Origin of the sequence: Kribbella sp. NBC_00359 (assembly GCF_036097425.1) — a bacterium.
Classification (GTDB): Bacteria; Actinomycetota; Actinomycetes; order Propionibacteriales; family Kribbellaceae; genus Kribbella.
In genome coordinates this window covers 5,258,218-5,274,380 of the sequence record NZ_CP107975.1, presented here as the reverse complement: position 1 = coordinate 5,274,380, position 16,163 = coordinate 5,258,218, and the positions used below count along the sequence as shown (strand labels likewise).

Annotated in this window: 14 protein-coding genes and 1 pseudogene; 6 read left to right on the top strand and 9 right to left on the bottom strand. The window is 69.1% G+C overall.

Going from position 1 to position 16,163, the window contains the following annotated elements; all coding sequences use genetic code 11:
* Window position 1: 1 nt before the first annotated feature.
* On the bottom strand, window positions 2–1,036 hold the full coding sequence (locus OG876_RS25870) for a DUF4331 family protein (protein WP_328519226.1): 1,035 nt from the start codon (window positions 1,034–1,036) through the stop codon (window positions 2–4).
* A 154-nt stretch (window positions 1,037–1,190) separates the two neighbouring features.
* Here OG876_RS25870 and OG876_RS25865 point away from each other — a divergent pair, with 154 nt between their 5' ends.
* The 4 genes from OG876_RS25865 to OG876_RS25850 are packed head-to-tail and all read left to right on the top strand — an operon-like array spanning window position 1,191 to window position 6,923.
* The gene (locus OG876_RS25865; RefSeq protein ID WP_328519225.1) at window positions 1,191–3,905 is read left to right on the top strand and encodes a helix-turn-helix transcriptional regulator; all 2,715 of its coding nucleotides are present in this window, start codon (window positions 1,191–1,193) and stop codon (window positions 3,903–3,905) included.
* 26 nt (window positions 3,906–3,931) lie between these two features.
* Entirely contained in the window at window positions 3,932–4,450 is a 519-nt protein-coding gene (locus tag OG876_RS25860; RefSeq protein WP_328519224.1) for a PadR family transcriptional regulator, read from the top strand.
* The gene (locus tag OG876_RS25855) at window positions 4,447–5,178 is read left to right on the top strand and encodes an ABC transporter ATP-binding protein (protein WP_328519223.1); all 732 of its coding nucleotides are present in this window, start codon (window positions 4,447–4,449) and stop codon (window positions 5,176–5,178) included. Before OG876_RS25860 ends, OG876_RS25855 begins: the two co-directional genes overlap by 4 nt.
* A complete protein-coding gene (locus tag OG876_RS25850) occupies window positions 5,175–6,923 on the top strand; it encodes an ABC transporter permease (RefSeq protein ID WP_328519222.1) in 1,749 nt (582 codons plus the stop codon). Before OG876_RS25855 ends, OG876_RS25850 begins: the two co-directional genes overlap by 4 nt.
* Before the next feature lie 42 nt (window positions 6,924–6,965).
* Here OG876_RS25850 and OG876_RS25845 read toward each other — a convergent pair.
* The 7 genes and pseudogenes from OG876_RS25845 to OG876_RS25815 all read right to left on the bottom strand — a co-directional run bounded on the left by OG876_RS25845 (window position 6,966) and on the right by OG876_RS25815 (window position 13,244).
* A pseudogene (locus OG876_RS25845) lies at window positions 6,966–7,651 on the bottom strand (PIG-L deacetylase family protein).
* Window positions 7,652–7,689: 38 nt separating this feature from the next.
* Window positions 7,690–8,670, bottom strand: coding sequence for a GNAT family N-acetyltransferase (locus OG876_RS25840; RefSeq protein ID WP_328519221.1), 981 nt, complete (start codon window positions 8,668–8,670; stop codon window positions 7,690–7,692).
* Window positions 8,670–9,530 carry an exo-beta-N-acetylmuramidase NamZ family protein gene (locus OG876_RS25835; protein ID WP_328526955.1) on the bottom strand — a complete coding sequence of 287 codons (861 nt, stop codon included), beginning with the start codon at window positions 9,528–9,530 and terminating at the stop codon, window positions 8,670–8,672. The genes OG876_RS25840 and OG876_RS25835 overlap by 1 nt, the downstream gene beginning before the upstream one ends.
* Window positions 9,531–9,627: 97 nt before the next feature.
* Window positions 9,628–10,392, bottom strand: a complete 765-nt coding sequence (locus OG876_RS25830) for an alpha/beta fold hydrolase (protein ID WP_328519220.1) — start codon at window positions 10,390–10,392, stop codon at window positions 9,628–9,630.
* 11 nt (window positions 10,393–10,403) lie between these two features.
* Window positions 10,404–10,697, bottom strand: coding sequence for a hypothetical protein (locus tag OG876_RS25825; protein WP_328519219.1), 294 nt, complete (start codon window positions 10,695–10,697; stop codon window positions 10,404–10,406).
* 56 nt (window positions 10,698–10,753) lie between these two features.
* Window positions 10,754–12,145 carry a M28 family peptidase gene (locus OG876_RS25820; protein WP_328519218.1) on the bottom strand — a complete coding sequence of 464 codons (1,392 nt, stop codon included), beginning with the start codon at window positions 12,143–12,145 and terminating at the stop codon, window positions 10,754–10,756.
* A 67-nt stretch (window positions 12,146–12,212) separates the two neighbouring features.
* A complete protein-coding gene (locus OG876_RS25815; protein WP_328519217.1) occupies window positions 12,213–13,244 on the bottom strand; it encodes a fatty acid desaturase family protein in 1,032 nt (343 codons plus the stop codon).
* Window positions 13,245–13,434: 190 nt separating this feature from the next.
* On the opposite strand from OG876_RS25815, the gene OG876_RS25810 reads away from it, so the two are divergent.
* The gene (locus OG876_RS25810) at window positions 13,435–14,730 is read left to right on the top strand and encodes a sensor histidine kinase (protein ID WP_328519216.1); all 1,296 of its coding nucleotides are present in this window, start codon (window positions 13,435–13,437) and stop codon (window positions 14,728–14,730) included.
* Window positions 14,682–15,329, top strand: coding sequence for a response regulator transcription factor (locus OG876_RS25805; RefSeq protein ID WP_328519215.1), 648 nt, complete (start codon window positions 14,682–14,684; stop codon window positions 15,327–15,329). The genes OG876_RS25810 and OG876_RS25805 overlap by 49 nt, the downstream gene beginning before the upstream one ends.
* Here OG876_RS25805 and OG876_RS25800 read toward each other — a convergent pair.
* Complete coding sequence (locus OG876_RS25800; protein WP_328519214.1) at window positions 15,307–16,116, bottom strand: helix-turn-helix domain-containing protein; 810 nt, start codon at window positions 16,114–16,116, stop codon at window positions 15,307–15,309. The two genes, OG876_RS25805 and OG876_RS25800, sit on opposite strands and share 23 nt — an antisense overlap.
* Window positions 16,117–16,163 lie beyond the last annotated feature (47 nt).

Genomic DNA, 16,163 nt, shown 5'->3' with positions numbered 1-16,163 from the left:
GTCAGCTCGCCGCCGGCACGTACGGGAAGGAGTCCCGCGGCTTCGACGTCACGGATTCCTTGCCGATCCCGAGCGCGACCGGCGTGTTGGCCGCGATCGAGAACATGACGTTCGGCGCGTTGTCGGTGAGCGACCGGCCGTTCCAGGAGTTGAAGCCGAAGCTGGCCGGCGTGCCGACGACGTACGGCAGCAGGTTGGGCAGGAACCGCCGTACGACGGCCGATGCGTAGGCCTCCGGGTCGGCGGCCGTGCCGTACGCGCGGACGACGCCGGCGATCTCGTCGGTCAGCAGCTTCCCGTAGCTCTCACGGTCGTCGCTCGGCCGGCCGCCGTTGAGGTCGTCGCCGAGCTTCTCGTTGAACTGGGTGAACAGCGGGTGGATCATCGGGAGCCCGATCCGGTTGATTGAGCGCCAGCCGCCCGCGTCCGTGGCCAGGCTCGCGACCGCCCAGACACCGATCGGCCGGGTCGTCTGCGAGGCGTCGAGCAGTTCGGCGTCGGGGATCTCGAGGACGATCGAGTAGACGGTGTGCCCGGCGAACCCGTTCGTCGCCTGGTCGGGGGTCCAGCTTCCGAGGTCGATCGTCGTACCGTCCTGGACGGCGTGGCCGACGGCGTGCAGGACGTCGGGCTCGATCCAGAACGGGTCGCCGGCCTTGCCGGCCCACACGCGCAGTCCGCCGTCGCCGTCCAGTGTCTCCTCCGTCTCCCCCGCCGCGACGACAGTGCCGTTGGCGATCGGGTCGGAGGCCGCCGCGCCGGTGAGGCGGTGGACGGTCAGGCTCTGCCGGCCCAGGTCGTCGCGATCGCCGAACACGAACCGGTACGTGAGGTCCTCGATGCTGTCGTCGTCGAGGTCGATCTTGAACTCGTACTTGCCCTCCGGGTGGTAGCCCGGCGTCGGGATGTCACCAGCGAGCGAGTGACAGACGTTGATGGCCAGCACGGTGCCGGCCTCGCCGCGGAACACATACAGATCCGTGATGTCGAGACGGACGTCCTGGCGGGCCAGCGGTGAGTCGAGATGGTGCGACATGGTCGTTCCCTTTCCTCGGGTGGTGATTCGGCACGACCACAGTCGTGGATCGGTGTACCGGCGCGGATGAGTCATCTGACTCGCTGCGTGCGATCGAGTCAGCTGACCGATGGCGGGGCTCATAGAATCCGAAGCGGGTGCCGGGAGGTGACTGATGAGCCCCACGCTGGTCGGGCGGCAGGAGGAACTGGAGTTCCTCGAAGCCTTTGTGCGTGCGGCCGCCGTGAACGGCGGGACAGTCCTGGTTTCGGGCGGGCCCGGTGTCGGCAAGACGGCACTGCTCGACGCCGCGGAACGGTACGCGCGAGCGTCCGGAACGACCGTTCTGCGCGTCGTCGCCACCGAACTCGAGGGCGAGCTCAGCTATGCCGCGCTGAACCAGGCGTTGTACCCGCTGATCGAGGAGTTCGACGAGCTGAGCGCTGCTCAGCGTGACGCGCTGCAGGTGGCTCTCGGCTTCGGGGACGGGCCTCCCCCGGGCCGGCTGCTGGTGTCCAACGCTGCCACCGTCCTGCTGCGCAAGGCGGCGACCCGATCGCCGCTCCTGCTCGTTGTTGACGACGTCCCCTGGATCGATCGGGCCAGCGCCGGCGTGCTGAGCTTTGTCGCGCGGAGGCTCGCCGGCAGCAGAGCCGGGCTGCTGGTGTCCGGCCGAACCGGCGAGGACCAGGGATTCTTCGACCGGGCGGGACTGCCGGAGTACGAGGTGAAGCCGCTGGACGATACGGCCGCTGATCACCTCCTGACAGCCCGGTTCCCCGACCTGCACACGACCGTCAAGACCCGGATCCTCGACACCGCGCAAGGCATCCCGCTCGCATTGCTCGAACTCCCGAGGACCTTGAGCCAGTCGCAACGGGCGGGCGCCGCGCCGCTCCCCGCTGTATTGCCGCTCGGGCGGAACTTGCAGAGGCACTTCGCGGCGCGGATGGCAACGCTGCCTGACGCAACCAGGACGCTGCTGCTCACCGCGGCTCTCGAGGGCACCGGGGATCTCGGCGTACTAGAGGCCGCGGGCAACGACCTTTACCGGATCGATGATCTGGCGCCGGCCGAGCGGGAGCGACTGGTACAAGTGACCGAGCACTTGCATCGGATGGTGTTCCGGCACCCGCTCATCCGGTCGGCGGTCGTCGACGCGACGACCTCGGCAGAACGGCGCTCGGCCCACCGGAGGTTGGCCGCAGTCCTCGTGAACCAGCCCGAGCACCGGGCCTGGCACCTCGGCGCGGCCACGATCGAGCCGGACGAACAGGTCGCCGCGGCCTTGGAGGCGGCAGCGCACAGCACCGTCGCGCGGGGTGACTACACGACCGCGGTCGCCTTGCTCACCCGCGCTTCCGATCTGAGCCCCAGCCCGGCCGAGCACGGCCGCCGGCTGGCCGCGGCCGCCTACATCGGCGCCGAGGCGATGGGCGAGGTCGGGAGTACGGCGGAACTCCTCGAAGGCAGCCGACGAGCCGGCAGCGCCTCTCTGCACTACGCATCGGCGGCCACCTTGGTGATGCTCAGCAGTGACGCGCATGTCGACACCGCCCACCGCATGATGGTCAGCGCGATAGAGGGCAGCCTGGACCGTGGCGACGCCGACGAGGTCGAACTCGTCAACGGGCTCGCGACGCTGCTGCAGATCTGCTTCTTCGGCGGCCGCAGCGAACTGTGGAAACCCCTGTACGACGCACTCGGCCGGCTCTCGCATGAGCCGCCGCCGTCTCTCACGCTGACCGTAGACCTGTTCGCCGATCCGGCCCGCACGGGCGTCGCCGCTCTGCCTCGACTGCTGGCGGCGCTGCAGGGCCATCACGACGAGACCCTGGTGCAGGGCCACGCCGCGGCCGCTTGGTACCCGGACCGTCTCGCGGAGCTGCGCGATCTGTTGTGGCGAGCCGTGCTGGTCGGTCGCGAGGGCGGCCCGGCGCGCAGGCATCTGCTGGCACTGATGGACATCTGCGTCGACGACTTCCACCGCGGCCGGTGGGACGAGGCCGCCGACCTCGCCGCCGAAGGACTGGCCCTTACCGAGGAGGGTGGTGGTCGATTCTTCGGCTGGTACTTCCGGTATCACCAGGCGTTGCTGGCCGCAGTCAGCGGCAGGTTCGAGACGAGCCGGGCGCTGGCCGACCAGATGATCGGCTGGGCGGGTCCGCGCGGCGTCGGCGCGGCGCGGGTCTTCGCTCACCATGCCCTCGTCCTCGGCGACCTCGGCCGCGGCGACTTCGAGAGCGCGTATCACCACGCGACCACGGTCAGTCCCGCCGGCACACTCGCGTCCCACGTCCCGCACAGCTTGTGGATCGCGATGGATCTCGTCGAGGCCGCCGTACGCACCGATCGACGGGCCGAGGCCGAACGCCACGTACGCGCGTTGCAGGACGCGAGGCTGCCGGAGCTCTCACCCAGACTGGCGATCCTCACCGCCGGGGCCGCGGGCATGGCGGCCGGGGACGATGATGCGCCCGCCTTCTTCGAGGAAGCTCTGAACCTTCCCACGGTCGACCAGTGGCCCTTCGACGTCGCGCGCGTGCGTCTCGCGTACGGCGAACGGCTGCGACGTACCCGTGCGCTGACCGAAGCCAAGGCACAACTCGAGGCCGCTCGCGCCGTCTTCCGCACGCTCGGCGCCGATCCCTGGACCGCACGAGCCGAGCGCGAGCTGCGAGCCAGCGGGCTTGCTTCCACCCCATCAAGCGCGCCCTTGACCGCCCAGGAACTACAGATCGCCGGCCTAGCCGCCTCCGGCCTCACCAACAAGGAGATCGCCGCCAGGCTCTACCTCTCCCCCCGGACCGTCAGCGGCCACCTCTACCGAATCTTCCCCAAACTAGGCATAACCACCCGAGCCGCCCTCCGCGACGCCCTCGACAGATAGGTAGCGGGTATATATTCTCGCTATCTATGAGGTCATTGTTCCTCGCGCTGCTGGCGGACGAGAGCCGGCACGGGTACGAGATCAAGCAGACCCTCGAGCAGGAGTTCGGGGAGTTGCTGCCGGCGATGAACGCTGGGCAGATCTACTCGACGCTCGCGCGGCTCGAGCGGGACGGCCTGGTCGTCGGGCAGAGCGTCGAAGGCGACAGCCGCCGCAAGCGCATGTACGAGCTCACCGAGGCCGGGCGGACCGCGCTGGCGGGGTGGATCGAGGCACCGGTGCCGGGGACGCGGCTGAAGGACGAGTTCTTCATGAAGCTGGTGATTCTCGCGTCAGCCGGACTGGCCGAGCCGAAGGCGCTGATTGCGGGGCAGCGCCGCGAGTACCTCCAGTCGCTGCGGGACCTCGACGCGACGCTGGCGGCCAACGGCAACCGGCCCGCCGCCGAACTGCTGGTGGAAGGGGCGGTCCTGCATCTGAAGGCCGACCTGGAATGGCTCGACCTGATCGAGCAGCGACTGCCGATGGCGGAGGAGTCAACGTGACACAGGTACTCGAGGCACGAAACCTGGCGAAGACCTACGACACCGGGGGCGTGAAGGTGGTCGCCGTACGCGGTATCGACCTCACCATCGAGCGAGGCGAGTTCGTCGCGATCATGGGGCCGAGCGGATGTGGGAAGTCGACACTGCTCAACCTCCTGGCGGGTCTCGACCGAGCGACGTCCGGTGAGGTCTGGCTCGGCGGCGAGCGGATCGACCGACTGAGCGAGACCGCGCTGGCGCGGATGCGCCGGCAGAAGGTCGGGTTCGTGTTCCAGTTCTTCAACCTGATGCCCACTTTGTCGGCCGTCGAGAACGTCGAGTTGCCGCTCCTGCTGGTCGGCCGGAGTCGCCGGTACGCGCGGGAGATCGCGAGCGGGCTGCTCGCCGATCTCGGCATCGCCGACAAGTATGACGCTGCTCCGTCCCAACTGTCCGGTGGACAGCAACAGCGGGTCGCCCTGGCCCGCGCACTCGCGAACACCCCGGACATCCTGCTCGGCGACGAACCGACCGGGAACCTCGACTCGGCCTCGGCCCGCGAAGTCCTCGCCCTGCTGCGCGCCGCCCGCGACCGCGGCCAGACGCTGCTCCTCGTCACCCACGACGCACGTGTCGCCGCCGCGGCGGACAGGGTCATCAGCCTTCGCGACGGGCTGGTCGCCGACGACACCGAACTCCACCCGGCACGACCGGTCACGCTTCCCTTCGATGCCGGCGGGCCGGTATGACGATCACCCTGATCAGGCTCGCGTTCGCGGGAATCCGGTCCCGGATCCTCGCGAGCGCGCTGACGATCCTGCTCTGCACCGCCTCGGCCGCGACGATCGTGCTCGCGCTCGAGGTCGGCGCGACCGGGCGCGATCCGTGGGAGCGGACGTTCGCCGCGGCCAACGGCGCGCACGTCCTGGCAAACGTGGCGTCGGCAGCCGATGCTCGCAAGATCGCGAGCCTCGCCGGCGTCGCTTCGCACGACGAGCCCGTCCCGAGCACGAACGTCGGTCTGGCAAGCAGCACAGACCGGCTTCTGCTCGCCGGACTGACCTCGCCGGCTCGGATCAACAAACCGCTGCCGATCGACGGGTCGATCCAACCGTCGGACGGGATCGTCCTCGAGCGGAGCTTCGCCGACGCACTCGGCCTCCGAGTCGGTACGACGCTGAGCCTCGCAGCGGTCACCGGTCCGATCGAACTGCCGATCGTCGGCATCGCGGTCTCGCCGAGCCAAGCGCGCTACCCGCGCAGCAATCCCGGGCTGGCCTGGGTCTCCCGCAGCACGCTCGAGCGGATCCAGCCGGACAGCAGTCGCGTGCGCTGGACCGAGGCCATCCGGCTGTCGGATCCGGCCGCCGCACCGGACTTCGCCGTACGCGCCGTCGGAACGTTGCCGCCGACAACCGCTTCCGCGCAGACCTGGCAGGAACAGCGTGCGAGCGCTCTGGAGGAAGCCGCGCCTGCGCGGCTCGTCCTGACGGCGTACACGATTGTCCTGCTCACCGTGGTCTTCTCGGTGGTGGCGATCCTGGTCACGGCCCGCGCGAGCGCACAGCATCGCGAGATCGGTTTGCTGAAGGCCGTCGGTGTGACGCCGGGCCAGATCACCGTCGTGTTCGCACTCGAGTCCGCCGTACTCGGTCTGGTCTCGGTGGTTCTCGGTTTCGCGATCGGGGTCATGCTCGCGCCACGGCTGGCCGCGTCCGGTGCCGCGACCATGCTGGGTACGCCGACAACCGCGGCGAACCCCTGGCATCTGCTGATCGCCGGTTGCCCGGTGCTCATGATTCTGATCGGCAGCGCAGGCTCGTCGGCTCGGCGCAGTACCCGCTTCAGCGTCCTGCACTCGATCCAGTCCGGCGCTCCGACGCCGGCCTCCACATCACGCCTCGCGCGCCTGGTCAGCAGGATCGCCCTGCCCGTCCCGCTCGCTTTGGGACTCAGGGACCTCTTCACCAGGCGACGCCGAGCCACCCGGCTGGCGGCGGCCATCGCGGTCACCGGCGCGGCGGTTGTCTTCGCGCTCTCGATGCAGGCGAACCTCCAGGCTCGAACGGCCGGCGAAGTCAGCGACGTCCCGCGCGAACTCCCGGTCCTCGTCTACACCCTCGACGCGATCCTGCTCCTGATCACCACGACAACCCTGGTCGCGATCGCCCTCCTCTCGGTCCGCGAGCGCGTCCGCGACTACGGCGTACTGAAGACCATCGGCCTCACACCCCGACAGATCGCCTCGAGCCTCGTCAGCGCCCACACCGCCGTAGCCACCATCGCAGCCATCGTGTCGATCCCCGTCGGCATCCTCCTCTACATCACCGTCTACAACATCGCCGGCGGAAGCCCCGAAGACCGAGTCATAGCCCCCTGGTGGTGGCTGGCCCTGGTCCCCATGGGCACCATCCTCCTGGTCACCCTCGCCACCACCCTCCCCGCCCACCTAGCCACCCGAACCCCCACCACCGAATCCCTCCGCTACGAATAGCCTCGCCCGACGGGAGCGCGCGTAATGGCGCAGGGGAAGAAGCTAGGGGCCGGCGAGTTTGGTTACTTCGGGGGTGGGGTTGGTGTGGAAGGCGCAGGCTCGGGGGTAGGAGGCTAGGCAGCCTCTTGTGGTCATGAGGGCGGTGTAGTAGTCGATGTAGCGGAAGCCGTAGGTTTCGCCGCGGGCGAAGGCTTGGTGGCGGATAGCGGAGACCCAGCGATAGAAGGCTTCGTCGGGGATGGGGACGTAGAGGGAAGGGTGGAAGCCTTCCATGTCCTCCCAGTTCTCGGCGTGCAGGAAGGTGCGGACGCCGTGGCGGGGGAGGTCGGCCAGCTTGCGCACAGGGCCGTCGTTCTCGGATGAGGGGTCCATCGGGAGGCCGGCCAGGAAGCGGGCGCGTTCGGCCAGACGGGCTGCGTGTTCGTGGTCGCTGTGGATGGAGTTCTTCCAATGGGTGATGATCGTGTCGGGTTGGTTCTCGCGGATGATCGTGGCGAGCTCTACGGCCACCTCGTCGGTATCCGGGAGGAAGCCGTCGCTGTGGTCGAGGACCATGAAGTCGGCGCCGATCGCGGTGGCGAAGCCTCGCCCTCGGCGATCTTCTGCTTCTTGTACTCCGACGGCGACAGCCGCGGGTGGCCACGCTCCCCCGGGGTCAGGGCGACGATGGTGGCGTCGGCGCCGTCCAGCACCAACTTGGCCAACGTCGGGCCGGCGGTCAGGTCCATGTCGCCGATGTGCGCTCCGATGGCAAGCACTGTTCTGCTCAAAGGGGTCTCCTCACTTCATGCCCTTCGGCCGGGGCCAGGGGCGCCCGGAGGATGGTGAACGTGCGGGTGATGCTGAACCCGGTCTTCAGGTAGAGCTGCCCGGCCGGCGACTTCTCGCCGGTCCACAGGAACCAGGCGCTGTGCGCGCCGAGGGCAACCATTCGCTCGAGCGTCAGGTGCAGCAGCACCTTGCCGAGCCCGGTTCCGCGCGAGGCCGGCAGTACGCCGAACGGCCCGAAGCGATCGATCACCGACTCGTAGGTCCCGTGCATCGCCCAGCCGAGGATCCCGCGGCCCGGATCACGGGCCACCACGATCCGGTCCAGTGGCATCCCCGCGACGACGGCCTCGCGGATCGCGCGCGCCCAGTCGGGATTGAACTCACCACCGGCGATGGAGATCAGCGACGTCAGCTCGTCGCCGGTCGGGGTGCCGAAGCTGTAGCCCTCGGCCGTCAACGTCTCGATCCGTTTCCCGACGTCCGCCGGGATCTCGTACCCGACCAGACTCCGATCCATCGCGACCGCGTCGTACTGCCGCTCGAAGCCGAGCGCCGGCAGCAGCCGGCCGGCGGCCGGGTAGCGCGCAGCGTCGAGGCCGGGGAGGAAGTAGTTCGGCGTGTACGACGAGAAGAAGACCTCGGAGCGCCCGTGGTCGCGGAGCCAGTTCATTGCCGCGGTCAACAGTTCCCGGCCGAGGCCGCGGCCCCGGTGGTCGGGGTGGACGAAGAAGAACGGGATCCACCCACTCGCCGGTTCCAGGTCGTCCGCGTCGACCGCGATCAGGCGTCGTACGGCGTAGGCCGCGCCGACGATCTGATGGTCGGCAATCGCGACCTTGAGACCGGCGGCGTCGAAGTTGCGGTCGAGCAGAAACAGGTCACGAAAGCGCGGGTAGCCGATCGGATCGGCCGGGGCCGCCGCCGTCCAGGCCGCGGCGAGCGCCGGGCCGTCGCCGACCTCGAACGAGCGGATCATCACGCTGTCCCTTCGTAGAGCAGTACGCCGGGCCGCACCCAGCCGGCCGGTGTGGTTGCCTCAGGCAAGAGAGCGACCGGGTCGTGGCCCGACTCGAGCGCCTTGCGGAGCGAGTCGGATCCCCACAGCTTGTCCAGCGACGGCAGCAGCCCGAAGTCGTCCGGGTAGAGCTCATTCAGCACCCGCAGCATCACCAGCGCGGTCCGCACCGGCTCGAACGCCGACCGATCGACCACATGCAGCTGTACACCGGACACCGCTTGGCCGGCGTACTTGCTGAAGACAGGTTCGAACCACGTACGACGGAAGATGAGTCCAGGCAGGTCGCACGAGCGCAACGCCGGGACCAGCCGATCGTCGACGTACGGCGCCCCGATCGTCTCGAACGGTCGTGTCGTACCGCGTCCCTCGCTGAGGTTGGTGCCCTCGAAGAGGCCCGTGCCGGGGTATACGAGCGCGGTGTCGATCGTCGGCATGTTCGGCGACGGCGGCACCCACGGCAGCCCGGACGGCAGCGAGCGGGACCAGCCCTCCATCGGGATGACCGTTGCCTCACCCAACTGAAGGGCCAGCTCGCCGACGGCCAGGCCGTGCCGGAGGTAGGTGTCGAAGACCGGCAGCCCGGTGTCCGGATCGTTGCCCTCAGCCTCAGATGCACCGGCCTGCGCCGTTCCGCGCAGGCCGTGCTCGGGACCGAAGAGCGCAGTCAACCGCAGGCCGGACTCCAGCAGCGCGACGGCAGTCGGCCGCAGGTCCGGCAGGACGCCGGTGAAATTGGTGATCAGGCCCAGACGCCCGTCCGCCACCAGTCCTGGTTCTCCGGCCAACCGCTCGGCACCGGTCCGGACCGCCATCGCCATCACCACCGCCCAGATCGTGGATCATGCAGGAACTGGGCAAAAACTTACCGACCCGTTCAGGCGGCGGTCAATGGATTACCGGGAACCGTTTGCCAAATCAGGGCAGGAACGGGGCCAGCACGGCAAGGAAGTCGTCGAGGCGCTCGGCGTGGACCCAGTGGCCGGCTTCGGGGACTTCGGCGTACTGGACGTGCGGGAAGTACGCCGCGATCGTGGCGCGGTGGTCGTGCTGGACGTAGTCGGACTTGCCGCCGTAGATGAACAGCGTCGGGCCGTCGTACGTCAGTCCGTCGACCGCCGGCCAGCCGGAGATGGCGGGCAGCGCGGCCTCGATGACCGGGAGGTTGGGGCGCCAGCGGGCGCCCGAGGAGTCCAGGATGAGGTTCTGCAGGAGGAAGGCGCGGGTGCCGGGATTGGGGACGGCGGCAACCAGTTGGGCATCGACGTCGGCGCGGCGCTGCACCGAGGACAGGTCGGCGTTGCGCATCGCCTGGGCGTACTCGACGAAGGCCGGCGGGTAGGCGACCGGCGCGGCGTCGACCACGGCCAGGCGTTCGACGACCTGCGGGAACTGCAGCGCGGTGAGCATCGCGGTCTTGCCGCCCATCGAGTGACCGACGAGCGCGACCGGCCCGACGCCGAGCGACTCGATCGTCTCCCGGACGTCCTCGGCCATCTCCGGATAGCTCATCGTGTCCGTGTGCGGCGACGTCCCGTGGTTCCGCAGGTCGAACGCGAAGACCCGGTGCTGGTCCGCGAGCCGACGGGCCGCGGTCATCCAGTTCCGGCCGGATCCGAACAGCCCGTGCATCACCACGACGGGTGTGCCCGACTCGCCGTACGAGGTGACCGGAAGCTTCATCCGCATACCTTTCAGCGGCGGCGTTGCCAGCAGGCGGTGTGCCAGTGGCGTCGCTCGTCGAGGGACTGGGCGCCGCCGATCGCGGCGAGCAGGCTGGGGTTCTCCGGCCAGACCACGACATGGGGCGTGGCGGGCAGGATCTGCTGGTCGCAGCCGGGACAACGATAGGACTTCGCCGACGCGGAGCCGGACACGCGACGGACGATCCACTCGCCGTCGGATCGCTCCTCGCGGGCCTGGGTACCACCGAGCAGCGGCCGGTCACCGACCGGCCGCTGCCACTTGGAAGGCCTTCTGCGCGACATAGCTCTTCAAGGCTAGCCGTATGAGCCAGGTCACTCCGGCACGGTCGGCCCGGAGGTCAGCTGCGCGCGACGGCGTACGCCGCGGTGCCGATCAGCTCCATCGACACCTGAAGGCGTTCCAGGCTGACGTTCTTCGCGATGGTGTCCTCGGGCGAGTGGTACGGCGGTTCCAGGTGAGCCGGCGAGATCTCGCCACGCCACGAGAAGTTGGCGGACGCGATCCCGACCTCCTGGAACGACTGGTGATCCGACGCACCACGTTGGACCGGACCGACCAGCTGCGGGTCGTACCCGAGCCGCTGACCGGCCGCCCGGACCGCGTCCGTCGCCGTGTTGGCCAGGCCGGTGAAGGACAGCAGCCAGTAGGTGACGGCCGGATCCCAGCTGGTGGCGACCATGTCGTTCTGGAAGACCGCCCGATACCGATCGCGCTGGTCCTGTGCGAGCTGCGCGACGTGATAGCGGGACCCGATCAGACCTTGCTCCTCCGAACCCCAGAGCGCGAACCGCAGGGTCGCGTTAGTGGGGAGACGGCTCATCACCCGGGCCAGTTCCAGCGTGAGCACGGTGCCCGAGCCGTCGTCGTTCGCACCCGGTGCGCCGATCACCGAGTCGTAGTGACCGCTGACCATCACGATCGGCCCGTTGGTACCGGACTTCCCCCGACGCTCGCCGATCACGTTGTTCGAGATCAGGCCGCGGTGGGCCGTCGTACTGATCCGCAGCGGCAGTGAGTTCACCACCGCGAGGGCTTCGCGGATCAGCCGCTTCTGCACCTGGGCGACGCCGATCACCGGGATCGGTGCGTCGGCCAGGCCGCTCGGCGCGAACGCCGACGCCCGCCGGGGGAACACCTGGTCGGCCGGCAACAGGATCACACCGACAGCACCCCGCGCCACGGCCTCCGCGACTAAGGCCGGGCGCGATGCTGCCACGTCGTCCGCGATCACGATCGAGCCGGCCACGTCAGCCGGCCAGACCGGTGCGGTCGCGGGGCCGACGTCCCGGACCGGGCCCTCGACGGTGACGTCGAGCTTGCCGCCGGGAGCGGCGCCGGCCTGCCAGCACAGGTCGCCGGGCAGGATGTCCCGGACGTCCTCGATCTCGGCGGTGAACTTGTCCGCCACTCCGAACGGCTCCAGCCGGGTCCGGTAGCCGAACTTGTCGAGCTGGCCGGCGAGATAGTCGGCCGCTCGCTTCTCACTCGTGGTCCCGCCGATCCGCGGGCCGATGTCCTCGGACAGCACCTGCAGGTGGCGCAGGGCGCGGTCCGAGGACAGGCCGGACACGATCTGGCGGTCGTACTTGTCCAGCTTCGGGCGGTTCACCGCACCCGGTCGCTGGTCGTCGGTGCCCCAGGCGGGGGCGGCGGGAAGAGCGGTTGCGGCGGTGACCCCGGCGACAGCGCCGAGCAGTCCGCGGCGACTCAGACCGGATCTATCGGTCATGCAGGTCTCCTCACAAGGGTGGGCGGCCCCGAGACCTGTGAACCTAACCTATCTGCGACTGAGTCGCCTAGAACTCAGCGCGAAGTTCGCTGCCCACTTCGTGCAGGTGCTGCAGACCCATTCGGTACGAATCGATCAGGGTGGTGCTGACGTACGGCATGCCGATCTGTTCGCAGTACGAGCGGACGACGGGCTGGGCGAAGCGGAGGTTGGCTCGCGGCATGCTCGGGAACAGGTGGTGCTCGATCTGGTAGTTCAGGCCGCCCATCATCCAGTCGGTGACCAGGCCGCCGTTCACGTTGCGCGAGGTGAGCACCTGCTTCTCGAGGTGGCCCCAGTTGGTCTCGCCGTCGGGCATCTCCATGCCCTTGTGGTTCGGGGCGAAGACGCTGCCCAGGTGCAGACCGAAGATCATGTGGTGGATCAGCGCGAACAGCACCGCCTGGCCCGGCGACATGATCAGGAACAGTGCGGTGAAGTAGAGGACGAGATGCGCGGCCATCAGGCCGAGCTCGAGCCTGGCCTCGCGGCGCGGGCGGCCGAGCAGGAAGCGGATGCTGGAGACCTTGAGGTTGAAGCCTTCCAGCGTCAGCAGCGGGAAGAAGATCTTCGCCTGGTGACGGGTCAGCCAGCCGTGCAGGCCGGTGCGGCCCTCAGCCTGATCGAGCGTCCAGACCAGTACGCCCTCGCCGACGTCCGGGTCCTTGTCGGTGTGGTTCGGGTTCGCGTGGTGGCGGTTGTGCTTGTCGTTCCACCAGCCGTAGCTCATCCCGAGCAGCAGGTTGCCGTGCACCAGGCCGACCCAGTCGTGCAGCTTGCGGGAGCGGGCGATCTGCTGGTGGCCGGCGTCGTGCCCGAAGAACGCGGCCCGGGTGGTCAGGATGCCCAGCGGGAGCGCGAGCAGCAGCACCCACCACGAACTGCCGACCACGGCGATGGCTGCCCAGGTCAGTCCCATCAGGACCACGTTGATCCCGATCGCCATCGCGTAGGCCGCCGTACGGCGCTCCAGCAGACCGGCCGCCTTGATCTCCCGCAGTAACGGGGAGAAGTCGGAACCGCGCGTGGCAATAGGGGGTGAAACCGTTGGCTGAGCCATCAAAGGTCCTCGTCTCGGGATCGGGGGAGGCCTAGGCGTACAGCCGCGGCCAGCGTACGTCATCAAGCCTCAGCGCCCTAACGGCTCAGCACATGAGTGCTACTACCCGAACGCGATGGGGAGCCAGTGCCCAGGCGACAGTGGGCCTAACACCACTGAGTCGGGTCTCACACTCGGTCATGATGGAGACATGACCACGATTGCCACCGCGGCGCCGCCGCTGCGGTACCCCAAACTCGCGCAGCCATGGATCGCGCTGTTCCTGGCCGTCCTGGCCGAGCTCGGGATCGCCTTCTTCGTGCTCAACGTGGTCGCCGTGCCGCTGATCGCGGTCTGGGTCGGGATCCCGCTGCTGCTCGTGTTCGTGCCGGCCGCACGCTGGTTCGCGAACTGCCACCGGACCATGCTGGCCGGATTCCTCGGCGAGCCGATCCCGCGCCCGTACAAGAAGCCGCCGGTGCCCGGTGTGCTGATGTGGTTGCGGACGACGCTGACCGACCCGGCTACCTGGCGTGACATCGTGTGGCTGCTGGTGAACGCCGTACTGGGGTTCACCCTGTGCCTGCTGAGCGCCGTACTCTTCCTGGCCACGCTGTTCTATCTGGTCTACCCGCTGCTCGTCGGGGTCACCCCGGAGGGTGTCTTCACCGAGCCCTTCGGCGGGCTGGTCACGGTGAACTTCTGGACCAGCTTCCTGCTGATGCCGGTCGCGCTGATCGCCTTCATGATCTGGTACGCCGCCGGCGAGCGACTGCTCAAGGCGAACGCGTACATCGCCCGCTCGCTGCTCGGCCCGACCGAGAGCGCCCGACTGGCGATGCGGGTCCGCGAGCTGGCCGAGTCCCGGGCCGAGACCGTCGACACCCAGGCGGCCGAGCTGCGCCGGATCGAGCGGGATCTGCACGACGGCGCCCAGGCCCGGCTGGCCGCACTCAGCATGAACCTGGGCATGGCCGAGGAAATGGTCGCCCGTGATCCGGCCCAGGCGGCCGCTCTGCTCACCGAGGCGCGCGAGTCCGCCAGTACGGCGCTGTCCGAGCTGCGCGACCTGGTCCGTGGCATCCACCCGCCGGTCCTCGCGGACCGCGGTCTGGAAGGTGCGGTCAAGGCGCTCGCGCTGACCTGCCCCTTCAAGGTCGACGTCACCTTCGACGTCCCCGGCCGTCCGGCCGCGCCGGTCGAGTCGGCGGCGTACTTCGCGGTGGCCGAGGCGCTCGCGAACGCGGTCAAGTACTCGGCCGCGACAAACGCCTGGATCCAGATCACCCACGAGCAGGAGCGGTTGCACATCCTGGTCGGCGACGACGGCGTCGGAGGTGCGGTCGTCCGGCCGGGTGGCGGTCTGTACGGTATCGAACGGCGGCTGGCCGCCTTCGACGGTACGTTGACCGTGGTGAGCCCGAGCGCCGGGCCGACCACCGTGATCATGGAGTTGCCTTGCGAGTCCTCATCGCTGAAGACCACGCCCTCCTCCGGGACGGACTGATCCGCCTGCTGGAGGCGCACGATTTCGAGGTCGTCGAGGCAGTCGACAACGGTCCCCGGCTGGTGCCCGCCCTGGTGGAGCACCGACCGGACGTCGCCGTGGTCGACGTCCGGCTGCCACCGACGTTCACCGACGAGGGCCTGAAGGCCGCGATCGAGGCCCGCCGCCAGGTCCCGGGCTTGCCGATCCTCGTACTCTCGCAGTACGTCGAGCAGCTCTACGCGCGGGAGTTGCTGACCGGCGGCGGTGGCGCGGTCGGCTACCTGCTGAAGGACCGGGTCTCCAACGTGGCCGAGTTCCTCGACTCGGTACGGCGGGTTGCCGCCGGAGGCACCGCGATGGACCCGGACGTGATCGGCCAACTGCTGGCTCGCAACACCCGCGACGAGCCGATCAGCCGGCTCACCCCGCGCGAGGCCGAGGTCCTCGGCCTGATGGCCGAAGGCCGGTCCAACGCCGCGATCGCCGGCGCCCTCTTCGTCACCGAGAAAGCCGTCAGCAAACACACCAACAACATCTTCTCCAAGCTCGACCTGCCACCCTCGGAGGACGACAACCGCCGGGTGATGGCAGTCCTCACCTACCTCTCGTCCCGCTGACCCGGTACGCCGTTGGGCTCAGGCCGGTGTGGAGCCGGAAGCGGGTGGAGAAGTAGAGCGGGTCGGGGTAGCCGACCTCGGCGGCGACCGAGGCGATCGGGCGGGCGGTGAGTTCGAGCAGGCGGCAGGCCGCGTCGAGGCGGCGGCGTTCGACGAACTGCTGGGGGCTGACACCGAGCTGCTCGCGGAAGAGATGGGCGAACCGTGACACCGACAGGTTGACCGCGCGCGCCAACCTGGGCAGGTCGAACCGCGCTTTGAGGTCGTGGTCGATCAGCTCGATGACGCGGAGCAGGCGGTCGTCGATCCGGACCGCCTTGGGGTTCTGGGTGTCGCACCAGAGCAGTGCGGCCTCGAGGGCGTTCGCGCTCAGCTGCTCGCCTTGGGTGAGGACGCTGCGCTGGTGCCGGACGGCGTCCCGGAGATGACCGGCGATTCGGTCGGCCGCCGCGTGTGCCGGCCGGAGCAGGAGGATGCCGGGGGCAACTTCGGGCCAGTCGAGCAGCGGCAACCAGTCGGGTTTCGGGTGCAGGTGCGCGTAGAGGAAGTGCCAGCGCGGTCCGGTGGTGGCGTAGTCGTGCCGGGTTCGCGGCCGGACCAGGACAACCGTGCCGGGATCCGCCGCGACAGCTCCGAACCTCCCGGTGCCGTCGAGAGTCTGCACCAGCAGCCAGTCGGTGGTCCCGCGGCGCCGATACGTCGCGTACTCCGGTCCCTCGTCGAACTCACCGGTCTCCAGCCGGCGGACAACCGGATGCGGAGACTCAGCAGGATCTCGAAGGTTCACAGCTCAATAGACTATCGCCCGTCCGGCCTGCTGAAGCAGATCCTGGA

Coding starts and splice junctions, on each gene's coding strand:
- OG876_RS25815 (WP_328519217.1), bottom strand. CDS start 13,244: ATGGCTCAGCCAACGGTTTCACCCCCTATTGCCACGCGCGGTTCCGAC.
- OG876_RS25820 (WP_328519218.1), bottom strand. CDS start 12,145: ATGACCGATAGATCCGGTCTGAGTCGCCGCGGACTGCTCGGCGCTGTC.
- OG876_RS25810 (WP_328519216.1), top strand. CDS start 13,435: ATGACCACGATTGCCACCGCGGCGCCGCCGCTGCGGTACCCCAAACTC.
- OG876_RS25865 (WP_328519225.1), top strand. CDS start 1,191: ATGAGCCCCACGCTGGTCGGGCGGCAGGAGGAACTGGAGTTCCTCGAA.
- OG876_RS25870 (WP_328519226.1), bottom strand. CDS start 1,036: ATGTCGCACCATCTCGACTCACCGCTGGCCCGCCAGGACGTCCGTCTC.
- OG876_RS25850 (WP_328519222.1), top strand. CDS start 5,175: ATGACGATCACCCTGATCAGGCTCGCGTTCGCGGGAATCCGGTCCCGG.
- OG876_RS25840 (WP_328519221.1), bottom strand. CDS start 8,670: ATGATCCGCTCGTTCGAGGTCGGCGACGGCCCGGCGCTCGCCGCGGCC.
- OG876_RS25830 (WP_328519220.1), bottom strand. CDS start 10,392: ATGAAGCTTCCGGTCACCTCGTACGGCGAGTCGGGCACACCCGTCGTG.
- OG876_RS25825 (WP_328519219.1), bottom strand. CDS start 10,697: ATGTCGCGCAGAAGGCCTTCCAAGTGGCAGCGGCCGGTCGGTGACCGG.
- OG876_RS25835 (WP_328526955.1), bottom strand. CDS start 9,530: ATGGCGATGGCGGTCCGGACCGGTGCCGAGCGGTTGGCCGGAGAACCA.
- OG876_RS25860 (WP_328519224.1), top strand. CDS start 3,932: ATGAGGTCATTGTTCCTCGCGCTGCTGGCGGACGAGAGCCGGCACGGG.